The 22,522-nt window shown below is 59.0% G+C and carries 18 protein-coding genes; 6 read left to right on the top strand and 12 right to left on the bottom strand.

Annotated elements, in window-relative coordinates; all coding sequences use genetic code 11:
- Nucleotides 1–23: 23 nt before the first annotated feature.
- A complete protein-coding gene (locus tag ACMXYJ_RS18060) occupies nucleotides 24–641 on the bottom strand; it encodes a dTMP kinase (RefSeq protein ID WP_415756268.1) in 618 nt (205 codons plus the stop codon).
- Nucleotides 642–1,014: 373 nt separating this feature from the next.
- Between ACMXYJ_RS18060 and ACMXYJ_RS18055 the strand changes: the two genes are divergently transcribed.
- The gene (locus ACMXYJ_RS18055) at nucleotides 1,015–1,911 is read left to right on the top strand and encodes a hypothetical protein (protein ID WP_415756267.1); all 897 of its coding nucleotides are present in this window, start codon (nucleotides 1,015–1,017) and stop codon (nucleotides 1,909–1,911) included.
- 196 nt (nucleotides 1,912–2,107) lie between these two features.
- On the opposite strand, the gene ACMXYJ_RS18050 is transcribed toward ACMXYJ_RS18055, so the two are convergent.
- Nucleotides 2,108–2,449 carry a hypothetical protein gene (locus ACMXYJ_RS18050; RefSeq protein ID WP_415756266.1) on the bottom strand — a complete coding sequence of 114 codons (342 nt, stop codon included), beginning with the start codon at nucleotides 2,447–2,449 and terminating at the stop codon, nucleotides 2,108–2,110.
- 175 nt (nucleotides 2,450–2,624) lie between these two features.
- Here ACMXYJ_RS18050 and ACMXYJ_RS18045 point away from each other — a divergent pair, with 175 nt between their 5' ends.
- The 4 genes from ACMXYJ_RS18045 (at nucleotide 2,625) to ACMXYJ_RS18030 (ending at nucleotide 10,074) form a co-directional block, all read left to right on the top strand.
- Nucleotides 2,625–2,861 (top strand): hypothetical protein, encoded by a 237-nt coding sequence (locus ACMXYJ_RS18045; protein ID WP_056742331.1) that lies wholly within the window; start codon nucleotides 2,625–2,627, stop codon nucleotides 2,859–2,861.
- 180 nt (nucleotides 2,862–3,041) lie between these two features.
- Entirely contained in the window at nucleotides 3,042–3,620 is a 579-nt protein-coding gene (gene gfa, locus ACMXYJ_RS18040; protein WP_415756265.1) for an S-(hydroxymethyl)glutathione synthase, read from the top strand.
- A 388-nt stretch (nucleotides 3,621–4,008) separates the two neighbouring features.
- Nucleotides 4,009–8,835, top strand: a complete 4,827-nt coding sequence (locus ACMXYJ_RS18035) for a M10 family metallopeptidase C-terminal domain-containing protein (RefSeq protein WP_415756264.1) — start codon at nucleotides 4,009–4,011, stop codon at nucleotides 8,833–8,835.
- A 291-nt stretch (nucleotides 8,836–9,126) separates the two neighbouring features.
- Entirely contained in the window at nucleotides 9,127–10,074 is a 948-nt protein-coding gene (locus ACMXYJ_RS18030) for an IS110 family transposase (protein ID WP_415756263.1), read from the top strand.
- A 33-nt stretch (nucleotides 10,075–10,107) separates the two neighbouring features.
- Here the strand turns inward: ACMXYJ_RS18030 and ACMXYJ_RS18025 are convergent, their stop codons facing one another.
- From ACMXYJ_RS18025 to otnI, 5 genes are all read right to left on the bottom strand, one after another.
- The gene (locus tag ACMXYJ_RS18025; protein ID WP_415756262.1) at nucleotides 10,108–11,472 is read right to left on the bottom strand and encodes an HlyD family type I secretion periplasmic adaptor subunit; all 1,365 of its coding nucleotides are present in this window, start codon (nucleotides 11,470–11,472) and stop codon (nucleotides 10,108–10,110) included.
- Nucleotides 11,465–13,186, bottom strand: coding sequence for a type I secretion system permease/ATPase (locus ACMXYJ_RS18020; protein WP_415756261.1), 1,722 nt, complete (start codon nucleotides 13,184–13,186; stop codon nucleotides 11,465–11,467). Before ACMXYJ_RS18020 ends, ACMXYJ_RS18025 begins: the two co-directional genes overlap by 8 nt.
- A gap of 317 nt (nucleotides 13,187–13,503) precedes the next feature.
- Nucleotides 13,504–14,739, bottom strand: coding sequence for a saccharopine dehydrogenase family protein (locus ACMXYJ_RS18015; protein ID WP_056742289.1), 1,236 nt, complete (start codon nucleotides 14,737–14,739; stop codon nucleotides 13,504–13,506).
- A 27-nt stretch (nucleotides 14,740–14,766) separates the two neighbouring features.
- Entirely contained in the window at nucleotides 14,767–15,864 is a 1,098-nt protein-coding gene (nspC, locus tag ACMXYJ_RS18010; protein WP_415756260.1) for a carboxynorspermidine decarboxylase, read from the bottom strand.
- Between the two features lie 362 nt (nucleotides 15,865–16,226).
- Complete coding sequence (gene otnI, locus ACMXYJ_RS18005; RefSeq protein WP_415756259.1) at nucleotides 16,227–17,015, bottom strand: 2-oxo-tetronate isomerase; 789 nt, start codon at nucleotides 17,013–17,015, stop codon at nucleotides 16,227–16,229.
- A gap of 402 nt (nucleotides 17,016–17,417) precedes the next feature.
- Here otnI and ACMXYJ_RS18000 point away from each other — a divergent pair, with 402 nt between their 5' ends.
- Nucleotides 17,418–18,065: an MliC family protein gene (locus ACMXYJ_RS18000; protein ID WP_415756258.1), complete on the top strand. Its 648-nt coding sequence runs from the start codon at nucleotides 17,418–17,420 to the stop codon at nucleotides 18,063–18,065.
- An 81-nt stretch (nucleotides 18,066–18,146) separates the two neighbouring features.
- On the opposite strand, the gene ACMXYJ_RS17995 is transcribed toward ACMXYJ_RS18000, so the two are convergent.
- The 5 genes from ACMXYJ_RS17995 to ACMXYJ_RS17975 all read right to left on the bottom strand — a co-directional run bounded on the left by ACMXYJ_RS17995 (nucleotide 18,147) and on the right by ACMXYJ_RS17975 (nucleotide 22,522).
- The gene (locus ACMXYJ_RS17995) at nucleotides 18,147–19,331 is read right to left on the bottom strand and encodes a patatin-like phospholipase family protein (protein WP_415756257.1); all 1,185 of its coding nucleotides are present in this window, start codon (nucleotides 19,329–19,331) and stop codon (nucleotides 18,147–18,149) included.
- 100 nt (nucleotides 19,332–19,431) lie between these two features.
- Nucleotides 19,432–19,896 (bottom strand): MaoC family dehydratase, encoded by a 465-nt coding sequence (locus ACMXYJ_RS17990; RefSeq protein ID WP_415756256.1) that lies wholly within the window; start codon nucleotides 19,894–19,896, stop codon nucleotides 19,432–19,434.
- A 13-nt stretch (nucleotides 19,897–19,909) separates the two neighbouring features.
- Nucleotides 19,910–20,641 (bottom strand): hypothetical protein, encoded by a 732-nt coding sequence (locus ACMXYJ_RS17985; RefSeq protein WP_415756255.1) that lies wholly within the window; start codon nucleotides 20,639–20,641, stop codon nucleotides 19,910–19,912.
- Between the two features lie 66 nt (nucleotides 20,642–20,707).
- Nucleotides 20,708–21,808, bottom strand: coding sequence for an AI-2E family transporter (locus ACMXYJ_RS17980; protein WP_415756254.1), 1,101 nt, complete (start codon nucleotides 21,806–21,808; stop codon nucleotides 20,708–20,710).
- 78 nt (nucleotides 21,809–21,886) lie between these two features.
- A complete protein-coding gene (locus ACMXYJ_RS17975; protein ID WP_415756253.1) occupies nucleotides 21,887–22,522 on the bottom strand; it encodes a response regulator transcription factor in 636 nt (211 codons plus the stop codon).

Raw genomic sequence — 22,522 nt, 5'->3', positions numbered from 1 at the left:
AAGGCCGGCGCAGTGAGCTTAGCCTACGGGCACCGAAGGACTCTATAGATCTCGGAAATCACCTGCATCGTTGCGTCTTCGATCGTTCCTTCGTTACGGCATAAAACCCAGCCGTGATCTGCAATTGCTTGCTCGAACGCCTTTGTACAAGCGGCATGTTCTTCCAGCTTATGGATCACTGTACTGCCCAGCCCACGCCCTCGTGCCGCAGCCCTTGCCCACGAAATATCAGGGGCGGTGACAACCCCGACATGCAGGTCTGGCACTTGCACGTTTCGATCAATGTTCAATTGTAGAATCTCTGCAAACGGCACTATCCGGCGAAACGCGGCATCAGACGGGTACCAGCGATCGATCAAGATGATGCTGTCTGGTGGCTGTTTAGTCAGTACGTGCCGGGAAATCCAGGTACGGCTATCAGCAAAGCGCTCACAAACCCTCAACTCCAAATCCCGGGTGGGATTTCTGACGAGCTTGTTAACGAGGGTCATTGTTTCACCCCTATAGGGATCGCTTTTTTTCTCGCAAAGTCGGATCACCTTTTTGTTGTCTGCCCTTAGTACTTTCGTCACGGCTTCCAACAGTGTGGTTTTGCCGGCTCCCTTGGGCCCATCTAGAGAAATAAACAGCGGACGATTCATTCTTCACATAACGATTGAGATACGGTTTTTTTTGCCCGGTTCGTTCGCTGGAGCCGCTTGGCGCGACTACGCGAATCGAGTGGAGGGACCTTATGAACAGATATTGATAAACACTCTAACTTGGTTTTTGACTAACGGGTCTCAAAATCCAGGGTTGCTTACCCAGAAATACTCGGCATGGTCACTCCCCTCTCCAGCCGGCCGATAAGATCGAGTACAGCGCTCGTTTCTACCCTTGTCCTCACCATATTCAGTGGGGTCGATGCGATGCGCAGATTCGCAAAATGACTCTCCGTGTGAGGTACTGCACCGCACCGGTTCTACTAATCTATGACAGTGGCTCACCTACTTTGCGGCGCAGCGGAGGTTGATGATGAGAGGCCTGATTAGCGAACTTGATATTTTCCAGCAAGAAATTCTCGGTAGCGACCATATGCACGCCATCACTTGTATGACCGAGCTGCTGACGGAGTACCGCCAAAGTTTGCCCGACACGCTCTGGCAGGACGACATAGTAGATAAATGTCGTGAACATCCGATTTTTCAACTACTCCAGGAAGACCCCTACACCTCACGAGCTTTCGAAAAGCCCAGAGGCTACCCAGGGGATGCTGTAATGCTGGATTATGCCTACTTTCAGAATCCGCCTCCCGATTCCAGCGCGATCGGAAAATTAATATTCGAGGTTGTCACCTCAAGCCCAAATGCACTGAGCGTACGCTGGCGCCGTGAGCACATTGCCGGCTTGATTGAGCGTCTGGCATCCCATCGGGAAACGCTTTCTATCATGAGCGTCGCTTGCGGCCACTGCCGAGAACTGGAGCTTCTCAAACCCGAGACCCGACTGCGGATCCAGCGCTTCGTCGCATTTGATAATGACTTAGAGACGCTGAAGCTTGCCACTCTAACTTGCTCGGAAATCATCAAGTGGCAATGCAATGTCAAGAAGCTGCCTGAAAGTGATGATTACGATGGATTTGACTTTATCTACAGTATTGGCATCTATGACTACCTAAATCGCGCCCAGGCAATGGCGCTTACAGCTTGGCTGATGGGTAAACTGAATCCAGGAGGTAAACTCCTGATCGCAAACTTTACACCGGACAACTGGGGGCGGGGCTACATGGAAGCTTTCATGGACTGGAAGCTAGTGCTCAGGACGCGCGAACAGATGAGGGCGTTCATACCTGCGGACTCATCACCACATTCCTGTTTGTATTTCGACCCCTATCGCAATGTGATCTACCTACTACTCACCCGGAGCCGTTGATGTCGATGCCGGAGTCTAAATGCCAGGGAGATCCAAGGCGGGGATGAAATCATCCCCCCTCTTCCATTTGAATCAAAGACAAGCCTTTGTTCATTCTCAGAAAAAAAAGCCCCGCAACCGAAGGCGGTGCGGGGCAAAAAATTGGTTGGTTGCGGCCAACCAAAGGAGCGCTATGAAAAGCGTTTACGGGCCGGGGTCAGATGCAATCCTGCGCGGCGCGTTCAAAACTTGAAGGCAGGAAGTTCGAGGCCAGCAAGTGCCGCTCGTAGATGAACACCTTGCCGCCGTTCCCGGCCTTGTAGGCTTCCAGCACGTTGTCCGCCGAGACTTTGCTCGACACCACGATCCGGTAACTGCGCTGGGTCTGCGAGACGGTCGGGCTCAACGCGCTGCCTTGCAGTTTCGGTACAACGCAGTCGGCGTATTGGGCAGGAGTCTTGCTGGTCTGCAAGGTCAGGGTCGGGTCGTTCGGCGTGGAGGCACAACCGGCGAGCAATAAAGAGGCAAACGCCATGGCAGGCACGAATAAAGGGCGCATCGGTCTCATCCAAAAAATAAAAGGTACGGTGTTCGATGGAGGTGATTTTCCAACTATTGCCGACAAAGCAGAACTTGCGTTTCGTAATGGTCACTATTACTTCTAGCAATAGTTGCCCGCCGTGCAGGCACTGCACACTCAATCACAACCAGAATAGATTGATGAGGATCTCTCCTTGAGAACTTTTGACTTGATCCGCGACGCCGTTTTGCCCGACTTCCGTGACCGGGTGGCCGAGTACCTGATCCAATACGAAACCGTACTGTTGGGCGAAAACGCGCCCGACCCGGAGCTTGCACGGGCCACCGCCAATCAGCTGCGCGGTTATTTGCGCGGGTTGAATACCACGCGGGTGTTGGGCATGGCGGATTGGGAGGAGCTGGATCGGCGAGTGCTGAATACGTGGCTTTAGCTCGACTTTCCGAACTGAGCAGCAGCCTCTGGACGAAGCATTCTGCGTATCAGTGAATAAGGAGCCGTTTGCTACTCAGCTGTTTGTGTGCCGTTGAACTATGATTTTCTCAGGCCTACCCGGAAGCAACAGCTCGGCCCCGGGCACGTTCGTCTAACACCCTGAAACGGAGAAGCCAACGTGAGCACCTTGAAACTTCACCCTTCACTGGACAACGGTATCCAACCCGCCGCCGCGAATTTCACCGGTGGCACCCTGCAATGCCTGTGTGCGACCGACAAGGTCGAGGTCAAGATCGACGCACAAACCCTGCATAACCACGCGTGCGGCTGCAGCAAATGCTGGAAACCGCAAAACGCGACATTCGCCGTCATTGCCGTAGTACCTCGGGATAAGGTCAGCGTCATTGCCCACGGCGAAAAACTGGAAATTGTCGACGAAACCGCCACCATCCAGCGGCACGCCTGCAAGCAGTGCCACGCCCATCTCTTCGGGCGCATCGAGAACAAGGACCATGCGTTTTATGGCCTGGACTTCGTCCACACCGAACTCTCTCCCCAGAGCGGATGGGCTGCGCCGGGCTTCGCGGCGTTCGTGTCCTCCATCATCGAAACCGGCACACCGCCAGAGCAAATGAAGGCCATCCGTGAGCGCCTGCGCGAGATCGGCCTGGAGCCCTACGACTGCCTGTCCCCGGACTTGATGGACGCACTGGCGACTCATGTCGCCAAACAAAAAGGCTTGCTCCCCGCCGCCTGATTGATCGGCCGCCGCGGTTTCTTCGTCGGACCGCGGCCCCGGCATCCCGAAAATCTCAGCTGAGCGGATCGTACCCACAGGTTTTCGCCTTGGCGTTCGGCGCAAGCAACGGCTGTCCAGCTCAAAGCGCAAAACACGCTCGGCCTGATCAATAACGCCATTGTCTTCGCGATCCCGCTCCCGACGAGGCAACGCTTGCCGCCGGAGCCAGTGTCAAAATAACGTTATTTCCTTTGCCCCTCCTAACAACCGCTGATCAGCAAGATCAGTTATTTGACGTATCTCCGATATGCGGTCACAACTTTTGCGCTCCGCTGGGTCATAAAACGGTAGCTGTCGATGGAATATTGGCATTTGCCGAGGTTTAGCCTGATACGGAGATAAACTCATGATTTTCAACGTACAGAATTTTGGCGCCAAAGGAGATGGCATCGCAGACGACACGGCGGCGATACAAAGTGCGATTGATGCAGCGGCCGCGGCAGGCGGGGGGCAGGTGTATATGCCGACCGGAACTTATATCGTTTCGGGAGGCGAGGAACCCTCCGACGGTTGCCTGATGCTCAAGAGCAACGTCTACCTGTATGGCGACGGCATGGGGGCAACCACCGTCAAGGTGGCTGACGGCTCCGACACCAAGATCACGGGGGTCATCCGTTCCGCCTATGGCGAGGAAACCCACGATTTCGGTGTCAGCAACCTCACCATCGACGGCAACCGTGACAACACCACCGGCAAGATCGACGGTTGGTTCAACGGCTACATTCCCGGTGAAGCAGGCTACGACTCAAACGTCACCCTCGACAGCGTCGAGATCAAGGATTGCTCCGGGTACGGTTTCGACCCCCACGAGCAGACCGTCAACATGGTCATCAAGAACAGCGTGTCCCACGGCAATGGCCTGGACGGCTTCGTTGCTGACTTCCTCAGCGACAGCACCTTCGAAAACAACGTCGCCTACGACAATGACCGACACGGTTTCAACGTCGTCACCAGTACCCACGATTTCACCCTCACCAATAACGTTGCCTACAACAATGGCGGCAATGGCATCGTGGTGCAGCGCGGCAGCGAGGACATCCCCTCCCCCAGCAACATCACCATCACCGGTGGAGAGGTGTACGGCAACGGCGCCGAAGGGGTGCTGATCAAACTGTCCAGCGAGGTGACCGTCAGCGGCGTCGAGATTCACGACAACGCCAGCGCCGGGATCCGCATCTACGGCAGCAACCACGTCGAGATCATCGACAACACGCTCAACAACAATTCCCTGGGCAACCCCGTACCGGAAATCATCATCCAGTCCTACGACGACACCCTGGGCGTGTCCGGCAAGTACTTCAACGGCAGCGACAACACGATCCAGGGCAACCTCATCAGTGGCAGCAACCTGTCGACCTACGGCGTTGCCGAGCGCAATGAAGACGGCACTGATCGCAATGCCATTATTGGCAACACCATCAGTCACACCAGTAAGGGCGCCACGCTGGTCTATGGTGACGGCAGCTACGTCAGCGCCACGGTGCCGATGACCACCGTGCAAGGAACGTCTGGCAACGACACGCTGGTGGGCAGTGCCGCCAGCGAGATTTTCTACGGCGTTGCCGGCAACGACACCATCAATGGCGGGGCCGGTGGCGACATTCTGGTGGGTGGTGCAGGGATCGACAAACTCACTGGCGGTACCGGCGCCGATACGTTCCGTTTCGTCGCTCAGTCCGACAGTTACCGCAACGCAACCACAAGCTTCGATGACACCATCACCGACTTCGACGTCACCCAAGACAAGATCGACCTCGCCGGCCTCGCTTTTACCGGCCTGGGCAATGGCCGTGGCGGCACCTTGCAGGTCAGCTACAGCGCCAGCAACGACCGCACCTACATCAAGGACTACGATGCCGACGCCAGCGGCAATCGCTTCGAGTTGATTCTTTCGGGCAACCTGGCCAGCACCCTGACCGCGAGCAATTTCATTTTCAATCGGGTGGTCACCGGCACCAGCGGCAGCGACTCGCTGCTGGGTAGCGATTCGGCCGACACCCTGCTCGGCCTCGCGGGTAACGACAGCCTCAGTGGCGGCGCGGGCGACGACAGGCTCGACGGCGGAGCCGGTATGGACACCCTCACCGGTGGCGTCGGGGCGGACACCTTCGTGTTCTCCAACCGTCTGGACAGTTATCGCAACTACAACACCGGCGGCGCCAACCTTGGCGACCTGATCACCGACTTCGATATCACCGCCGACAAGATCGACCTCTCGGCCATGGGTTTCACCGGGCTGGGGGATGGCAAGAACAACACCGTGTACGTGGTGCTCAACAGTGCCGGCACCAAGACTTACATCAAGACCCTGACCGCCGACGCCAATGGCAACCGGTTCGAGGTGGCGCTGGACGGCAACTACCTCAACACGCTGACCAGCGCCAATTTCGTTTTCGCCTCGTCGTCACCGACCAACCAGGCGCCGGTGGTAGCAACGGCGTTGCTCGATCAGAACGCGACCGAGAACACCCTGTTCAGCTACGTGGTGCCGGCCACCAGCTTCACCGATCCGGATAATGACAGCCTCAGCTACACCGCGACCCTGGCTGATGGCAGCGCCCTGCCCGCGTGGCTGAGCTTCAATACCACCAACCTGACCTTCACCGGCACACCGACCAGCACCGCGTCCGGCAATTACAACGTGCTGGTCAAAGCCACGGACCCGGCCGGTGCATCGGTCAGCGATAGCTTCGCCCTGGTCGTGGCTGATGCGCCCGCCAACACCATCACCGGCACCAACAATGCCGAAACCCTCAACGGCACGGCGGGCGCAGACCTGATCCTCGGCCTCGGTGGCAACGACACCATCAAGGCTGGCACCGGCGCGGACATCGTCGATGGCGGCGCCGGACGCGATTCGCTGTACGGCGGCGACGGTGCCGACACCTTCCGCTACACCAACGTACTCGACAGCTACCGCGACTACGACACCGGTGGTGTCACGGCCACCGACACGATTTATGACTTCACCGCGGGCGTCGACAAGATCGATGTTTCGGGCGTTGGCTTTGTCGGCCTCGGCGATGGCAGCAATGGCACGCTGTACATCACCCTCAACGCGGCCGGCGACAAGACCTACATCAAGTCCGCCGAAGCGGATGCCGATGGCAATCGTTTCGAAGTCGCCCTCAACGGCAACTACCTCAACACCCTGACCGCCAGCGATTTCGTGTTCGGCGAGCGCGCCCAACAGGACATTCTCTACGTACCCACCCTTGGCCAATCCAATGCGCGACTGCTACGCATGACGGAGGACGACAATCAGTCCGGCACCTCGATGCTGGTCAACGACCTGGGCCGCTACACCCCCTATGACGTGCGCAGCCAGTTCAACGATGCCGATGGCAACGGCATCGACATCGCGGTGGGCGGCAGCACGGTCACCGGCCTGTCGACTCTCAGCGCCGAGGAACTCAAGTTGTGCTGGTGGCTGACCGACACCAACCAGCCCGGGGCTGCGCTATTGCGCGCCGTGACGCTGCTGCGGGACCAGCTCACCGAACTGCAATCCATCAATAACGTCACCATGGGCATCATTTGGGGCCAGGGCGAGGAAGCCGCCCAGGAGATCGCCCGCGCCACGGACAAACCAGCGGCAGCAGCGGCCTACAAGGATGCGACCCTGAAGGTGTTTGATTACCTGCATGCCCAGCTCGGCAACTTCAGCGTGTACATGATGGAAACCGGTCACTACGAGCAGGACGCAGCGCGTACCCGTGGTTATTCGGAAGACAAGATTGCCTCCATCGTCGAGGGGGTTGGCTATGTCCGCGCTGCCCAGGAAGCCATCGCCGCCGAGCGCGCCGACGTCAAGCTGGCGGTGGACTACACCGACCTCCCCTTGCGCCACGAAGTAGATCCGCAGGCATATCCCGACGACGTCTGGCACCTGCACGAGGAATCGGCGGAGATCGTCGGCCAGCGCCTGGCCGACTACATTGCCAATGACCTTGGCTTCCAGGGCAACCCTAACGACAACAACAGCGTGCAGGACATTTTCGACAACGCCCAGAACATGATTTCCGGTACCGACCAGGCGGATACCCTGGTGGGCAGCTCGGGCAACGACACGCTGGATGGTCACCTGGGTGCCGACACCATGACCGGTGGCAATGGCAACGACGTCTATGTGGTCGATAACGCGTTAGACCGCGTGGTGGAAACCAACACCTCGACCTCGCAGATCGATACGGTGCAGGCCTCGGTCAGCTGGACCCTGGGCGCCAATCTCGAGAACCTTGTGCTCACCGGCGTGTCGGCCATCAACGGCACCGGCAATGAGCGACACAACTTCATCACCGGCAATGCCGCCAATAACGTGCTCGATGGTGCCGCAGGGGACGACAGCATGAGCGGCGGCGATGGCAACGACACCTACTATGTCGACAACGCCGACGACATCGTAATCGAGACCAACAGCAATGCGGCACCTGGAGGGATCGACAGCGTGCACAGCAGACTGGCGGCCTACACCCTCGGCAACAACGTCGAGCGTCTGTATATCGATAGCACTGGCGCCGCCAATGGCACGGGCAACGCGCTGGACAACACGCTGTTCGCTGGAGCCGGCAACAACGTGCTGGACGGACGCGATGGCAATGACACGGTGTCTTTTGAACGCGCCCTGTCTGGCGTTACCGTAAACCTCTCGACGTCAGCGCAACAAAATACCGTGGGTTCCGGGCTCGACACCCTGAAATTCTTAGAAAACGTGACGGGAAGCGCCTACGCCGACAGTCTGTCGGGCAACAGCGGCGCGAACGTTCTGAACGGTGGTGCGGGCAACGACACGCTGGTGGGCGGTTCGGGCGATGACCGGCTGATCGGCGGTGCAGGCACCGACAAACTCACCGGTGGTACTGGCGCGGATACCTATGCGTTTGGTGCGTTGTCGGACATGGGCGTCGGGGCTTTGCGCGATGTGATCAGCGGTTTCAAGACCACCGAGGGCGATCATCTGGATTTCACTGGCCTGGATGCCAACCCGCTGACCGCCACTGTCGACGCCTTTACGTTCATCGGCAGCAACGCCTTCGACCCCACCAACGCCACCGGCCAACTGCGCTTTGCCAATGGCATTCTCTCCGGCAGTGTCAACGCCGACGCCACTCCTGAGTTCGAATTCGAACTGCTGGGCGTCCAGGAGCTGCACGCCAGCGACTTTACAGCCTGACCTCATGTGGGAGCGAGCCTGCTCGCGAAGACGGCGGTACATCCAGCATGGAGGCTGATTGATCCGACGCTATCGCGAGCAGGCTCGCTTGTATGGTAGGACTTGAAGGGAGGAGGAGGGACAAGGCTCGATTCTGACTGTTGACGCAGTACAGACCGTGGGAGATTTCGCCCCTCCTCCTTTCACCCAAGCGCCGATAAAGAATGCATCTGGCTAGACCGACGATAGGAACAAGCCTGCGCCTCTGGGTGAGCCCTTCAAGTGCTCAAACCTTATCTCGGAGGAAATCCTATGGCAATGCCGGTCTCTCTATCAAAACCGATCGTGGGCGTGGATGTCGCCAAGAATGAACTGGTGATTTATCAGGCGGATAACGATTTGCTTGAAGAGATTCCTAACACTAAAACATCCATCAAGCAGTGGCTGAAGACGTTGCCGGGGACGGTGGCTATTGCCATTGAGGCGACCAACATCTATCACCTGGACTTTGCTGATCTAGCCTATGAGGCCGGATGCGCGATTTACATGGTGGGAGGCTATGAACTCAAACATTATCGCGAAGGCGTAAAGATCCGCGCCAAAACCGACGCGCTGGACGCCAAGTTGCTGGCCCGTTACCTGAAGAACGAAGCCGAGGAGTTGCGCCCTTGGACCCCACCATCACCGCTGTACCGCCAGCTCCTGAGCCTCTTCCGTCGCCGGGCTGCCTTGGTCCAGGCTAGGGTTGGCCTGGTGCAGAGTTGGTCGAATGAGTCGCTGCTGAAGGCGGCTTTTGCAGAACAAGTGAAGTCCATGCAGCAGCTTGAAACGCTGATCGAAAAGACGATCAACGATCAGCTCAAAGAAGCCGGTTTACTCGGTCAACTGAAACGTTGCCTGAAAGTTGAAGGCATTGGATTTTTGACTGGGGCTCGCTTGATAACTGCGTTTCAGCGCGGGGATTTTAGAAACGCGGATGCGTTTATCGCCTTCCTGGGCATGGATTTACGGGTGTCTAAATCAGGACAGAAGGACGGTCGCCGCAGTTTGACCAAGCGCGGTGACCCCGAGGCTCGCCGGCTTCTGCACAATGCAGCGATGTCGGCTAGCCGTACGAAAGCCTGGAAAGGGTTTTACGAAGCCCAAAGAGCCCGGGGTTTCAGCACCACTGAGGCGCTGGTGATGCTGGCTCGCAAGCTTGCGCGGGTGGCATTCGCCTTGCTGAAAGGGCAAAGCGAATATCAGTCAAAGGTCAGTTGAGGGCTTCCCCTCAACCATAGAATCTCCCACATGTCATTCCTCTTTGAAGGCCGCAAGCAAGCGCTCACGCAAAGGTTTCATCAGGTAATTCATCAAGGTGCGTTCCCCCGTCACCACCGTGACATCGGCGAGCATGCCGGGGCGCACCAGCAGGCCGGCGGCCTGCAGCGAGGCGACGGTGTCGGCGGGAATTTCGACCTTGGCGGAAAAGTACGGCTGGTGCGTCTGTTCATTGATCAACTGGTCCGCCGACACCGTAGTCACCGTACCGGTGACCGTCGGCGTATCCACCCGTTGCAGCGCGGTGAAATGCACATGCACCGGCAGACCCGGACGCAACTTATTGGCCATCAGCGGCTCGAAACGCGCGGTGATCGCCATCGGCGCATCCAGTGGCACCACCTGCATCAGGGTTTGGCCGGCCTGCGCAACGCCCCCGACCGTATGAATGTTCACGTCCATGACCTGCCCGGACACCGGCGCACGGATCGCACCGTTGTCGACTTCAAACTGCAAGGCGCGAATCTGATCGGCATAACCCGCCGCCTCGGCAGAGACCTCGCTGAGCTGGGTTTCGGCATCGCGGCGAAATTCCTGCTGCGCCTGCAAGGCCTTGAGCCGGCTTTCATTGATCGCCTGGCGGGTCCTGCCGACATCGCCCACCCCGGAGGAAATTTGCCCGGCCAACTGGGCTGCATTGCGCTCGGCCTCGAAGAGTTTATTGCGCGGAATGTAACCTTCACGGGCCAATTCACGCAGGCCTTCCAGCTCTTGCTGCTGGAAGCGCATCTGCGTGTCGTAGTTGCGCTTGACGCCTTCGTAGCCGAGCAATTGCTGCTGCAATGCCGCGGCTTCGTGTTCGATGATCTGCAAGCGGCTGCCCAGTTCTGCGCGGCGGGTCAAAAACAACTGGCTCTGCAAGGCCATGGCGGCCTTGACCCGCGGCTCGTCGGCGCGTTCCAGCAGTTCAGCGGGCCATTGGATTTCGGCTGAGCCCAGGCGCTCGGCAATCAACCGCGCCTCGACGCTGCGATCGTTGAGCAACTTGCCCAGGGTCACGTCCCGTTGCGACTGCGCCTGCACCGTATTGAGCTGCACCAGCAACTGCCCCAGGGTGACGCGGTCGCCATCGCTGACCAGCAGCTTTTCCACCACCCCGCCGACCAACGACTGCACAGCCTTGCGTTCGCCCGCCACCACCACGGTGCCGCTGCCCACAACACCCTGGTCGAGCGGCGCCAGGCAGGCCCAGAGCAGGAAGCCGCCCAGCGTCAGGACCAGGAAACCAACACCATAGCGTGCCGCACCGCCAGCGTCGGTACTGGCGCTGGGCAGCGCTGCGGTGTTGCGCACGCTCAGACCTTGCTCGGTTTGTGCCTCAGGGGTCAGATCAAGCATCTTCGCCAGTCTCCCTGACCGCGGCCGGTCTTGGCCCCGGCATCAATGCCTTGAGTACCTGGTCCCGTGGACCGAATGCTTGTTGAGTGCCGTCCTTGAGCACCAGGATGTAATCGACCACCGCCAGCACATTAGGCCGGTGGGTAATCAGTACCACGGTGCTGCCAGCAGCCTTGAGCACACTGATGGCCTGCACCAGCGCCAGCTCTCCGGCTTCATCGAGGTTGGAGTTGGGCTCATCGAGCACAATCAGCGACGGGCGCCCATAGAGCGCGCGAGCCAGGCCGAGGCGTTGCTTTTGTCCACCGGACAAGCCAAGCCCGCCGGGGCCCAGCGGCGTGTCGTAACCCTTGGGGAACCTCAGAATCATTTCGTGAATGCCCGCGTGACGCCCGGCGGCGATGATCTTGTCGGCGTCCTGCTCGCCGAAGCGGGCAATGTTGTCGGCCACACTGCCGTCGAACAGCTCGATGTCCTGCGGCAGGTATCCAAGGTGCGGGCCCAGGGCATCATGGGACCATTGACTGATCTCGGCGTCGTCCAGGCGCACCGAACCGCCCATGGCCGGCCATACGCCGACCATCGCCCTGGCCAGCGTTGATTTACCACTGGCGCTGGGGCCGACGACGGCGAGCACATCCCCTTTGGCCAGGCTGAAATTGATGCCCCGCAGGATCGGTTGCGAAGCGCCGGGCGGGCCGACATACAACTGCTCCAGGCGCACTGCCCCAGTGGGCGGTGGCAAAGGCATGCGCAGGCGCTCGCGCGGATGCTGGGCAAGCAGTTGGCTCAGGCGCTGGTAGCTTTGGCGGCCGGAATTGAATTGCTTCCACGAGCCAATGGCGATTTCCACGGGCGCCAGGGCACGCCCCAGCAGCAGCGACATCGCAATCATCATGCCCGCCGACAATTGGCCTTCAAGCACCAGCAACGCCCCCAGGCCCAGGGCCAGGGATTGTCCGGAGATGCGCACGAAACGGGTCATCGACGTGATACGCGCGCCGCGGTCACTGGCATGCGCCTGGGCGGCAATGATGCGTTGCTGCAGAAGGCTCCAACGCTGGCGCAACGGCCCGAGCATGCCCAGGGCCTGGATGACTTCGGCATTGTGTAACGTGCTGTTTACATAGATCGACGACTGCACACCCAGGCGATTGGCTTCGCCCAAGCGTGTGCGAGTCGCCAACTCGCCCCACAGCGCCAGGCCGATCAGCACCAGGGCCAGAACCAGCGTCAGCACGCCGAACCAGGGATGAAAGATGAACGCCACCAGCAGGAAGATTGGCAACCACGGCGCATCGAGCAAGGCGATCAGGCCCTGGCCGGTGATCAACTGCCGCAACGTCGCCAGATCGGTGAGCACCTGCGCCGGGTTGGCGTTGTGCTCGCGCAGGCTGCGGGCGAAGGCAGCGTCGAAAATCCGCTCGCCCAAGGCATCGTCCAGCCCCGCGCTCATGCGAATCATCACCTCGCCGCGTGCCCACTCGATCAGAGCGCTGAACATGAACAGTCCCAGGGCGATCATAGTGAGCATGAACAAGGTAGTTTCATTGCGGCTGGTGAGGACCCGGTCGTACACCTGCATCATGTAGAGCGACGGCACCAGCACCAGCAGGTTGATCACGCCACTGAACAGCGCCAACGACCAGAACACTCGGCGATAGCTTAATAAAGCGGCATCAATGTCATGACGCGGATCGAGAAGCAAACCCATAGAGTGTCGCCCGCAAAAGAAATAGTCAGTCCAAGACGCAATCCATCGCGGGTTTTTTTGCCCCAAGGCATTGGAGAAAACACTAAACGTAGCCGGATGCGCCGCTATCAGAGACGATCCTCGTCGCTTCAGGCGCCAATTACTGACCACGCAACCATGGGTTAGTGCCGGTTCGGCGGGCTGGGTTTCCATGTGGGTGACGGGCGGGAATGTTGCATTCCCCATTGCGCACAAACCAAAACGCCGCTCAAAGAGCGGCGTTTTTGCGTATGGAGCAGGAAACGAGGCTCACCTGTAGGTGGCGAGCCTCAAGCGTTTCAGCTCCAGGGACGATCTCCATTTTCGTCCTTGATGCGGGTCGGCAGGCCCATCACATCCAGCGCCTTGAGGAACGGCTCAGCTGGAAGCTCCTCGACGTTGGCCATGCGCTGCACATCCCACTCGCCGCGGGCGACCAGCAGGGCTGCTGCCACGGGCGGCACGCCTGCGGTATAGGAAATGCCCTGGCTGTCAGTTTCCGCGTAAGCGTCTTCATGATCAGCCACGTTGTAGATGAACACCTCGCGCGGTTGGCCATCCTTGGTGCCCTTGACCAGATCGCCGATGCAGGTCTTGCCGGTGTAGCCAGGCGCGAGCGAGCTCGGATCAGGCAGCACGGCCTTGACCACTTTCAGCGGCACGACTTCCAGGCCTTCGGCGGTCTTGACCGGTTGCTCGGAGAGCAGGCCAAGGTTCCTGAGTACGGTGAACACATTGATGTAGTGCTCGCCGAAGCTCATCCAGAAACGCACGTTGGGCACGTCGAGGTTTTTCGACAACGAGTGCACTTCATCGTGGCCGGTCAGGTACAGGTTCTGCGCGCCGACGACCGGCAGATCGTCGGTGCGTTTGACTTCGAACATCGTGTTGCTGGTCCACTGACTGTTCTGCCAGCTCCACACTTGTCCGGTGAATTCGCGGAAGTTGATTTCCGGGTCAAAATTGGTGGCGAAATACTTGCCATGGGAACCGGCGTTGACGTCGAGAATGTCGATCGAATCAATGCGGTCGAAATACTGTTGTTGCGCCAGCGCCGCATAGGCGTTGACCACACCCGGGTCGAAGCCCACGCCGAGAATGGCAGTAATGTTCTTCTCTTTGCACTCTTCGAGGTGGTTCCACTCGTAGTTGCCATACCAGGGCGGCGTCTCGCAGATTTTGCCCGGTTCTTCGTGAATGGCGGTGTCCAGATAGGCCACGCCGGTATCGATGCAGGCACGCAGCACCGACATGTTGAGGAAGGCGGAACCGACGTTAATGACGATCTGCGATCCGGTTTCGCGGATCAGCGCCTTGGTCGCTTCGACATCCATAGCGTTCAGCGAGAACGCCTGGATTTCGGCGGGCACTTTGAGGCTGCCCTTGGCCTTGACGCTGTCGATGATGGCCTGGCACTTGGAGATGTTGCGCGACGCGATAGCAATACGACCGAGTTCATCGTTGTGCTGCGCGCACTTGTGGGCCACCACCTTGGCGACACCTCCTGCACCAATGATAAGCACGTTCTTCTTCAATTTTTCTCTCTCTCCTTCTCTGCCAGCTTACGAAAGGCTGGACATGTAGTCGTTGTAACCAAACTCACGAACCACCTCGACTGTACCGTCGAGTTGTTTCACTACGATGGACGGCATTTTCAGGCCGTTGAACCAGTTCTTCTTGACCATGGTGTAACCCGCTGCGTCGATGAACGACAGCCGATCCCCGATCGCCAACGGACGATCAAATTGATACTCACCGAAAATGTCTCCGGCCAGGCATGATTTGCCGCACACCATATACGTGTGCTCGCCATCGCTAGGCGCCAGCTTGGCATTCAGCCGATAGATCAGCAGATCGAGCATATGCGCTTCGATGGAGCTGTCCACAACCGCCAGGTGCTTACCGTTGTAGAGGGTGTCGAGCACGGTGACTTCCAGCGACGCGCTCTGCGTGATGGCCGCTTCGCCCGGCTCCAGGTAGACCTGAACGCCGTATTTTTGCGAGAAGGCCTTGAGGCGCGCGCAGAACTCGTCGATCGCATAGCCTTCACCCGTGAAATGGATGCCGCCACCGAGGCTGACCCACTCGACCTTGTGCAGCAAGTCGCCGAAGCGTTCTTCGATGGTGCACAGCATCTGGTCGAACAGGCCGAAATCACCGTTCTCGCAGTTGTTGTGGAACATGAAGCCAGAGATCTGCTCGATGACCTGTTCGATCTTCACCGGGTCCCACTCGCCCAGACGGCTGAACGGACGCGCAGGGTCGGCCAGCAGATAATCCGAGCTGCTCACCTGCGGATTGACCCGCAAGCCGCGCACCTTGCCTGCTGACGCCTCGGCGTAGCGCTGCAACTGGCCGATGGAGTTGAAGATGATCTTGTCGCAGTTTTCGAGCATCTCCTCGATCTCGTCGTCGGCCCAGGCCACGCTGTAGGCATGGGTCTCGCCCGCGAACTTCTGTCGACCGAGCTTGAGCTCGTAGAGCGACGACGACGTGGTGCCGTCCATGTATTGCTGCATCAGGTCGAACACCGACCAGGTGGCGAAGCACTTGAGTGCCAGCAGGGCCTTGGCCCCGGACTGTTCGCGCACATAGGCAATCTTCTGCATGTTCGCCAGCAGCTTTTGTTTATCGATGAGGTAGTACGGCGTTTTGATCATTTCGAGGCGCCTCCGGCAAGGCCAGCCAAAAAAGGATGCGCATTGTGCCTTCACTCGCTCCATATCGAAAGAGCAGGAAGCTCTCTGCACGCGAAAGGTGGCTCAATTTTAGTCCCAGGCGACCAGCAAGCCAGAGTGTCGGTCTTTGTTCCCAGGCCCCGTCACATCGCTGCGCTACTGATCCAGCCACAGATTCGCGACTATGTTTGACCGTCAGCTTTCCTTAATCTGGAGCCCGAATGCCTAATCAAAAGGACATCGCCGCCGAAAGCGGCGCACCGATGATTCCATGACGCAAGCAGGGAGTCGAACTGTTGCTGCCGTCTGACGACGGGTTCCTGGCCCGTCGCCGCCCTCCTCTATTACGCTTGGCGTGCCTTCCAGTTGCGCAACCACTGCAAGCCGGCCGACGTGTTGCCTCGTGGGCGGTATTCGCACCCTACCCAGCCGTCATAGCCCAACTGGTCGATCAACTCGAACAGATAGGGATAGTTGACCTCTCCCAAGTCCGGTTCATGCCGGTCCGGCACGCCGGCGATCTGGATATGGCCGATGCCATCGAAGTCCCGACGCAGTTTGGTGGCCAGGTCGCCTTCAACGATTTGGCAGTGATAACAGTCAAACTGAACCTTCAGGTTACTGGCGCCTACTTCCTTGCAAACGGCCTGGGCCTGGTCCTGCCGGTTGAGGAAAAAGCCCGGCATGTCCCGCGTATTGATCGGTTCCAGCAGCACCGTGATACCGACCTTGGCCGCCTGGGCGGTGGCATAGGACAGGTTTTCCAGATAAATGGCGTGATGCCGTGCCCGATCACTCTCGGACGGCAGCAGGCCGGCCATGACATGGATGCGCGAGTTACCCAGCACGCCGGCGTATTCCAGGGCACGATCAAAACCACCCCGAAATTCACTCTCACGGCCTGGCAACGACACCGTGCCCCGCTCGCCCGCCGCCCAATCACCGGGCGGCGCGTTGAACAGTGCCTGCACCAGGCCGTTGTCGCTCAAGCGTTGCTTGAGTTCTTCAGCGCTGTAGTCGTAGGGGAACAGATACTCCACCGCTTCGAAACCATCGGCGGCCGCGGCGGCGAAGCGATCCAGAAACGCATGTTCCGGGTAGAGCATGCTGAGGTTGGCAGCAAAACGAGGCATGGTAGCTCCTATGTATGGCTTTCTGTAGGCGCCGAGCTTGCTAGCGATAGCGATCTCAGGGACGCCATCGCCGGCAAGCCGTGCTCCTACAGGTCGACAGTTCGTTAGACAAACGGCCAGATCAGCAGGGTAATACAGAAACCGAAGGTGCCGAGCAAGCGGGCTCCACCAGACTGCCAGCCCTCCCCGGCGAGCAGTTGATTTGGGTTTACGACAGCTGCTACAGAGCCGAACGCAGACGTCGCCAGCGGCTACAAGGCATGCGTTTCTGCGCCCGGCGGTGTGGCAAGTTTTGAGCACTGACTTACACTGCGTACACCCAATGCGAACGAATGAATGTCCAACACATCGATAGGTTCCATGGCAATCCGGGGATCACGTAATGATCTGGGTGAAGCCAACATGAAAACGGTCACGACCCTTTTCACCTGTCTGCTCGCTGCCAGCGTTTGCGCGGCGACGAGCACCTGCGCAAATGCCGCGTCGTTCAAGACCAGCTTCGACTGCGCCTCGGCAAGGGCATCCGTCGAAAAGCTTATCTGTCGCGATCCGCAACTGGCGCAGATGGATATCGAATTGACGCGTCTTTATCGCCTCGCGCTCACGGATCAACGTTCAGTACCGCGACCAGACAAGATCTTGATCGACCAGCAGTTCTGGATCGACGCCCGCAATCAGTGTGCCTCGGACCGTGAGCCCAAGGCGTGCACGATCCGAAGCTATGCCGAGCGCGCGTACCAGCTACGCCAAGGCTCGGCCATTGTGAGAACCAAGGATCCAGACAGGCTCACCGAAGGCCCCCTGGCTTTTCGTTGCACAGGGTTTAACGCTCTGATTGCCGCCACTTTCTTTAACACGCAGCCAGGTGTCGTGTACCTGAAATGGGCGAACACCTCGATCACCTTGAGCCAGGTATCGAGTGATTCGGGAACCCAATACACCGGCAAGGATTCCCAGGGGAGCTACCGCTTCTGGCAAGACGGCGCCGGGGTGATTTTCCAGAAGCCGGGTTCAGGGGCGATGAGTTGTACGGCCGAGCCGGTCAGTTGATATCTCTGGGGCAGGCCCGGAAAGTCAAGCGCGTGACATTTTTGTAGCAGCAGATCGCGTTACGGCTTGACTGACTGGCTCTCACGTACTCGGCGATTTATGCCACGGATAGCCTTTCGCGCTGAGTTGAAAGGCGTAGTCGAACAAGCGCTTCATGTACTCGCCATCGAATTTATGAGTGCGAGAAGTATCAAAATCCGAGCCGATGTACGCCAGATTGAAGTCCGCCCCATCCTGCTGTGCAATTCGGTAAATGCGGTCCAGATCGCTGATCCCCTGAGTCTGGATCAATGCGCTGATGGCGCGACCGCCGATGCTCAAGGTGCGGCGCTTCGTCCCGGACCACTGCAACTCCAGTTTGCCGTTGCGAATGACATAGAAATGCCGTTCATCACGCAAGCGCGCCCCGGTCACGCGGTTCAGCGCCATCACAGTGCCGGGTGGGTAAAGGAACACCTGAGTCAGGACGCCTCCGTCCACGTGCATTTCCTGAAACTGTTGGCCGTCAACCTCCACATCGATCATGACGGGTGAGACGGCACCGGGAATACTCATCGACGCGACCATGATGTTGCGAAACAGATCGAGCGCGCCCGGTGCCTGGCTGGAGGCAATAGCGCCCATGTTCCAGGTGACCGGGCGTCCAGAATCAAGGTCGGTGGTGCCGATCATCAGCAGACGTCCTTTGGCGTATTCCGACGCGATCGCCGCAAGAACCTCAGCAGTGATGTGTTGTGCAATCAGCCGCGACAGTGGCTTGCTGTGCGCGATACCGTCGCTGGCAAGACGGGTCAGCACATTGCGCGCATGGAAAATGTCTTTTGGACCGACTGCATTGCAGATCCCCAGAATGACACCGTCGTACTGGGGCCCCAGGAAGGCAAACGGGGCGACCAGGGCGCCGGCGCTAATGCCGGTGACGACTTTGAACACCGGTCGAGACCCATGCAGGGTCCATCCCGCAATGATTCCCCCCGCGAATGTGCCGGCATCGCCGCCCCCCGAAACGGCCAACATGCTTGCTAGTGGCAGGGTGTCATTGGGCATCCCTGCGCTGGCGAGCGCCTCAGCCTCTCGAAGGTTGGCCTGACTCACATCCCGAATGAACGGCGTCAGATCCTGGTCCAGCCAGTAGCGAGCATCCGGAATGCCAGGGATGAACGCTTTTTCGGTTAACGTTGGCGGCACCGCATCACGGCGTTGCAGGCACGCTTGACGCAACATGTTCAGCGTTGAGGCGCTAGGTCTGAGCAGGAATGTTTTCACAACGCCGCCTCCGGCCCCTGCAATCGACAAAGAACGCGCTCAATGCAACGGCAAGACGCCTTGCCGATCACGCACGCTCCACACACCCATGACGACGTTCTCAATCAGGCGCCGGTCTTCTGAAGACCAGCAGTTTGCCGGTGGCTCGCTGCACGACCTTGTCATTCTGATTGAGTGTTTCCATGAACATAGTCACCACACCCCGGTCTGGCTTGGAGCTGGACGGTTCAATGGCCTGCACGGTGCATTGCAGACGCAACAGGTCGTCCGGGTAGGTCGGCGTCGGCCAGCTCAACTCGATGCCAAGGCCGATGATCCCGTCTGCCAATGGCACGCTTTCCACCAGCAGCTTCATGGTCAGGGCTGCGGTGTTCCAGCCACTGGCTGCCAGGCCACGGAACAGGCTCAGCTCGGCGGCTTCAGGATCGAGGTGAAACGGTTGCGGGTCGAACTCCTGAGCAAAGGCCAGCATCGACGCCCGATGGACACGCAAGCTGTCGCTTTCGAACTGCTGACCCAGGCTCAGGTCATCAAGGTAGAGTTTTACCCAGGAATGGATGGTCATGATTCAACCCTCTCTAGGCGTAGCTGATATCGCTGAGGTCGATAGCCACCAACAAGAGATCCTTGTCTGGCTGCCCGTCCGCGCCGCGCCGATAGGCTCGCCGTTTGCCGGGCATGCGCAGCCCGCCTGCTTCAACGTAGTCATGAACATACTGTGCGGCAGGCAGGCCGCCACTCACGTCCACGTTGTAGTCGTGTCGACGAAGCAGGAAGTCCTCGCCGAAGTAGAAATCCTGCACCGCGCAGTGGGTGGCGATGGTCTCGGGAAAGGTCACCCGTAATCGTTGCCAGCGCTGTGTTCCCTCTTGCCAGGGCTCGACTTCCTCGGTCAGGACACCCGGCAAGGTGAATAGGAAAGGCATGGTCAGGTAGGACCAGAGCGCGTAACCGTTGAAGTACGCTCGCTGAAGGGGGTCCCAAGGGGTTGTTTCCCCGTGACCGCGAAAGGATTCCCGGGGCGCTGATCGCTCGGCAATCACCTTGCCCGCGGTGGTTTCGATGGCGATGCGGTCTGGCGTGTAGGCCGTCCGTTGATCAAGCCCACCGAATGGCGTCACCGAAGCTCGCTGTTCGTGCAGCCAAACGGTCATCTGGCGGGGGGCGCTGTCCTGCGTCAGCCCTTTCATGCCCCATAGCAAGCCGCCGGTCACGAGCGTGGCGCGAACTTTACTGAAGTGGTTCCAGCGTTCCAGACCACCATGGGCGATCAGCACCTGGTCCAGCAGTTGATGACTCTGTGTCGTCATGGTGGCAGCCCTGCTCGTCAGGGCGAATGGCCTGAACACCTTTCATGCTAGCGCAAGCCCGGGCAGTCATAACGTTGGCGGGACGTCCGGTCTGTTCTGCGGCTGATCCTCCACCCATTGCCAGAACAACTGATAGCCGACCGCAAGCACCACCGGGCCGATGAACAGCCCGAGAATGCCACTGGTGACCATGCCACCCAAGGCACCGATCAACACCACTGGCATCGGCACATCGACACCGCGCCCCAGCAGCAATGGTTTGAGTACGTTATCGACCAGGCCGGCAACGAACACATAGATGGCGAAAATGATGGTCGCCGTGCTGGCCCCCTCGGTGGCGAACACAAAGGCAATCACGGGCAGCGTAATCAGCGTCGCCGGCAATTGCATGATGCCGAGCAGCAGCACCGCCAAGGCGAGCAGACCGGCACCGGGGACACCCATGAGCACAAATCCGATGCCGACCAGCAGCATCTGGATGAAGGCGATGCCGACCACCCCCAACGCGACCGCACGGATCGTTGCGGTACACAGTTCGGCGATTTTCGGCCCCTTGCCTGGATCGCTGACGCGGGTCGCGATCTGTACCGCACTGCGGCTGCCGCTCTCGCCATAGGCCATGAAAATGCCGGCGATGATCAGTGCAAAGATAAAGGTGAGGAACCCCATGCCGACGCCGGCGAGTTTGCCGAGGAAGCTCACGCTGAAATGTTTGATCTGCGGCAGGTACTTCGCTGTCAGGTCGGGAAGATCGGTTGAGGCCTGCATCCATACAGCAGAGAGACGCTTGCCCACTAACGGCCAGTCAGCGACTGAGTCAGGGGGTGGCGGAATATGGAAGTTGCCGTCCTTGACGGTGGTCATGGCATGCGCGACCGAATCGGCAATAGAGGTGACCAACAGATAGATCGGCACCATCAGCACAACGATAGCGATCAGCACAATCAGCGTCGCAATGTGGCCGTCTTTCTGACCCAGCGCCCCCTTGAGCCGCTCTTGCAATGGATAAAGGGTGATCGCCAGGATTAGCGACCACAGCATGAGGTCGCGGAACGGGCTGAAGATCTCAAAGCAGAACAGCACCAATACGGCAATCAGCCCGGCACGGATCAAAACATCGAGCAGACTGCGAGTGAACGCTTTCTCGGAACTGGATGTGGGCACCATTGCTGCCTCCTTGCAGATCGCTGCAAAGGTAAGAGATCGGTTAGCCCAGCATAGACGTTCATTAGAAAACGCGAGCAATCACCGCAGCTTCAGCGGATCAACCAGTTCAGCGGCGATGGCCATGCCCACCAGGTCCGGCAAGGTATTGGCCTGCATGCGTTTCATCACCCGCGAGCGATACAGGTCGACGGTTTTTGCGCTCACACCCAGTTGCTCAGCGATTTCACGGGTGGTGTAACCCTGGACCAGCGGCAGCAAGACATCGCGCTCCCGTGGGGTCAATGTCAGCAAGCGTGCCTGCAAGGCTTCATGGCCCTGATTGCCCGAGCGGTTTTCCGCGCAGTTGCTGAGCGCCTGTTGCACGCTGTCCAGCAACAATTGTTCGTTATAAGGCTTCTCGATGAAGTCATGGGCACCCGCCTTGAAGGCGCGAACCACGATCGGCACGTCCGCATGCCCGCTGACGAAAATGATCGGCAGGTTCAGCTCACGTGTGCGCATTTCTTCCTGCACGTTCAAACCGCCCATGCCGGGCATGCGAACATCGAGCAGCACACAGGCATCGAGCGTGGCATCACACGCATTGAGAAACTCCACGCCACTGGTAAACGGCAAGGCCTTGAGCCCTACCGATTCCAATAACCAGACCGTTGAGTCGAGCATGCCTTGATCGTCGTCGACCACATACACCACGTGCTCCGTCGCACCTGCCAT

Source organism: Pseudomonas arabinosi (assembly GCF_047758675.1).
GTDB lineage: Bacteria > Pseudomonadota > Gammaproteobacteria > Pseudomonadales > Pseudomonadaceae > Aquipseudomonas > Aquipseudomonas arabinosi.
The sequence above is the reverse complement of the archived record's forward strand: the minus strand, read 5'-3'. Positions and strand labels throughout refer to the sequence as shown.

Bases quoted from the DNA above. Each gene is read 5' to 3' on its own strand.
- ACMXYJ_RS18025 (WP_415756262.1), bottom strand. From the start codon at position 11,472: ATGCTTGATCTGACCCCTGAGGCACAAACCGAGCAAGGTCTGAGCGTG.
- ACMXYJ_RS17975 (WP_415756253.1), bottom strand. From the start codon at position 22,522: ATGGCAGGTGCGACGGAGCACGTGGTGTATGTGGTCGACGACGATCAA.
- ACMXYJ_RS18050 (WP_415756266.1), bottom strand. From the start codon at position 2,449: ATGCGCCCTTTATTCGTGCCTGCCATGGCGTTTGCCTCTTTATTGCTC.
- ACMXYJ_RS18060 (WP_415756268.1), bottom strand. From the start codon at position 641: ATGAATCGTCCGCTGTTTATTTCTCTAGATGGGCCCAAGGGAGCCGGC.
- ACMXYJ_RS18000 (WP_415756258.1), top strand. From the start codon at position 17,418: ATGAAAACGGTCACGACCCTTTTCACCTGTCTGCTCGCTGCCAGCGTT.
- ACMXYJ_RS18020 (WP_415756261.1), bottom strand. From the start codon at position 13,186: ATGGGTTTGCTTCTCGATCCGCGTCATGACATTGATGCCGCTTTATTA.
- ACMXYJ_RS18035 (WP_415756264.1), top strand. From the start codon at position 4,009: ATGATTTTCAACGTACAGAATTTTGGCGCCAAAGGAGATGGCATCGCA.
- nspC (WP_415756260.1), bottom strand. From the start codon at position 15,864: ATGATCAAAACGCCGTACTACCTCATCGATAAACAAAAGCTGCTGGCG.
- ACMXYJ_RS17990 (WP_415756256.1), bottom strand. From the start codon at position 19,896: ATGACCATCCATTCCTGGGTAAAACTCTACCTTGATGACCTGAGCCTG.
- ACMXYJ_RS17985 (WP_415756255.1), bottom strand. From the start codon at position 20,641: ATGACGACACAGAGTCATCAACTGCTGGACCAGGTGCTGATCGCCCAT.
- otnI (WP_415756259.1), bottom strand. From the start codon at position 17,015: ATGCCTCGTTTTGCTGCCAACCTCAGCATGCTCTACCCGGAACATGCG.
- ACMXYJ_RS18055 (WP_415756267.1), top strand. From the start codon at position 1,015: ATGAGAGGCCTGATTAGCGAACTTGATATTTTCCAGCAAGAAATTCTC.
- ACMXYJ_RS18030 (WP_415756263.1), top strand. From the start codon at position 9,127: ATGGCAATGCCGGTCTCTCTATCAAAACCGATCGTGGGCGTGGATGTC.
- ACMXYJ_RS17980 (WP_415756254.1), bottom strand. From the start codon at position 21,808: ATGGTGCCCACATCCAGTTCCGAGAAAGCGTTCACTCGCAGTCTGCTC.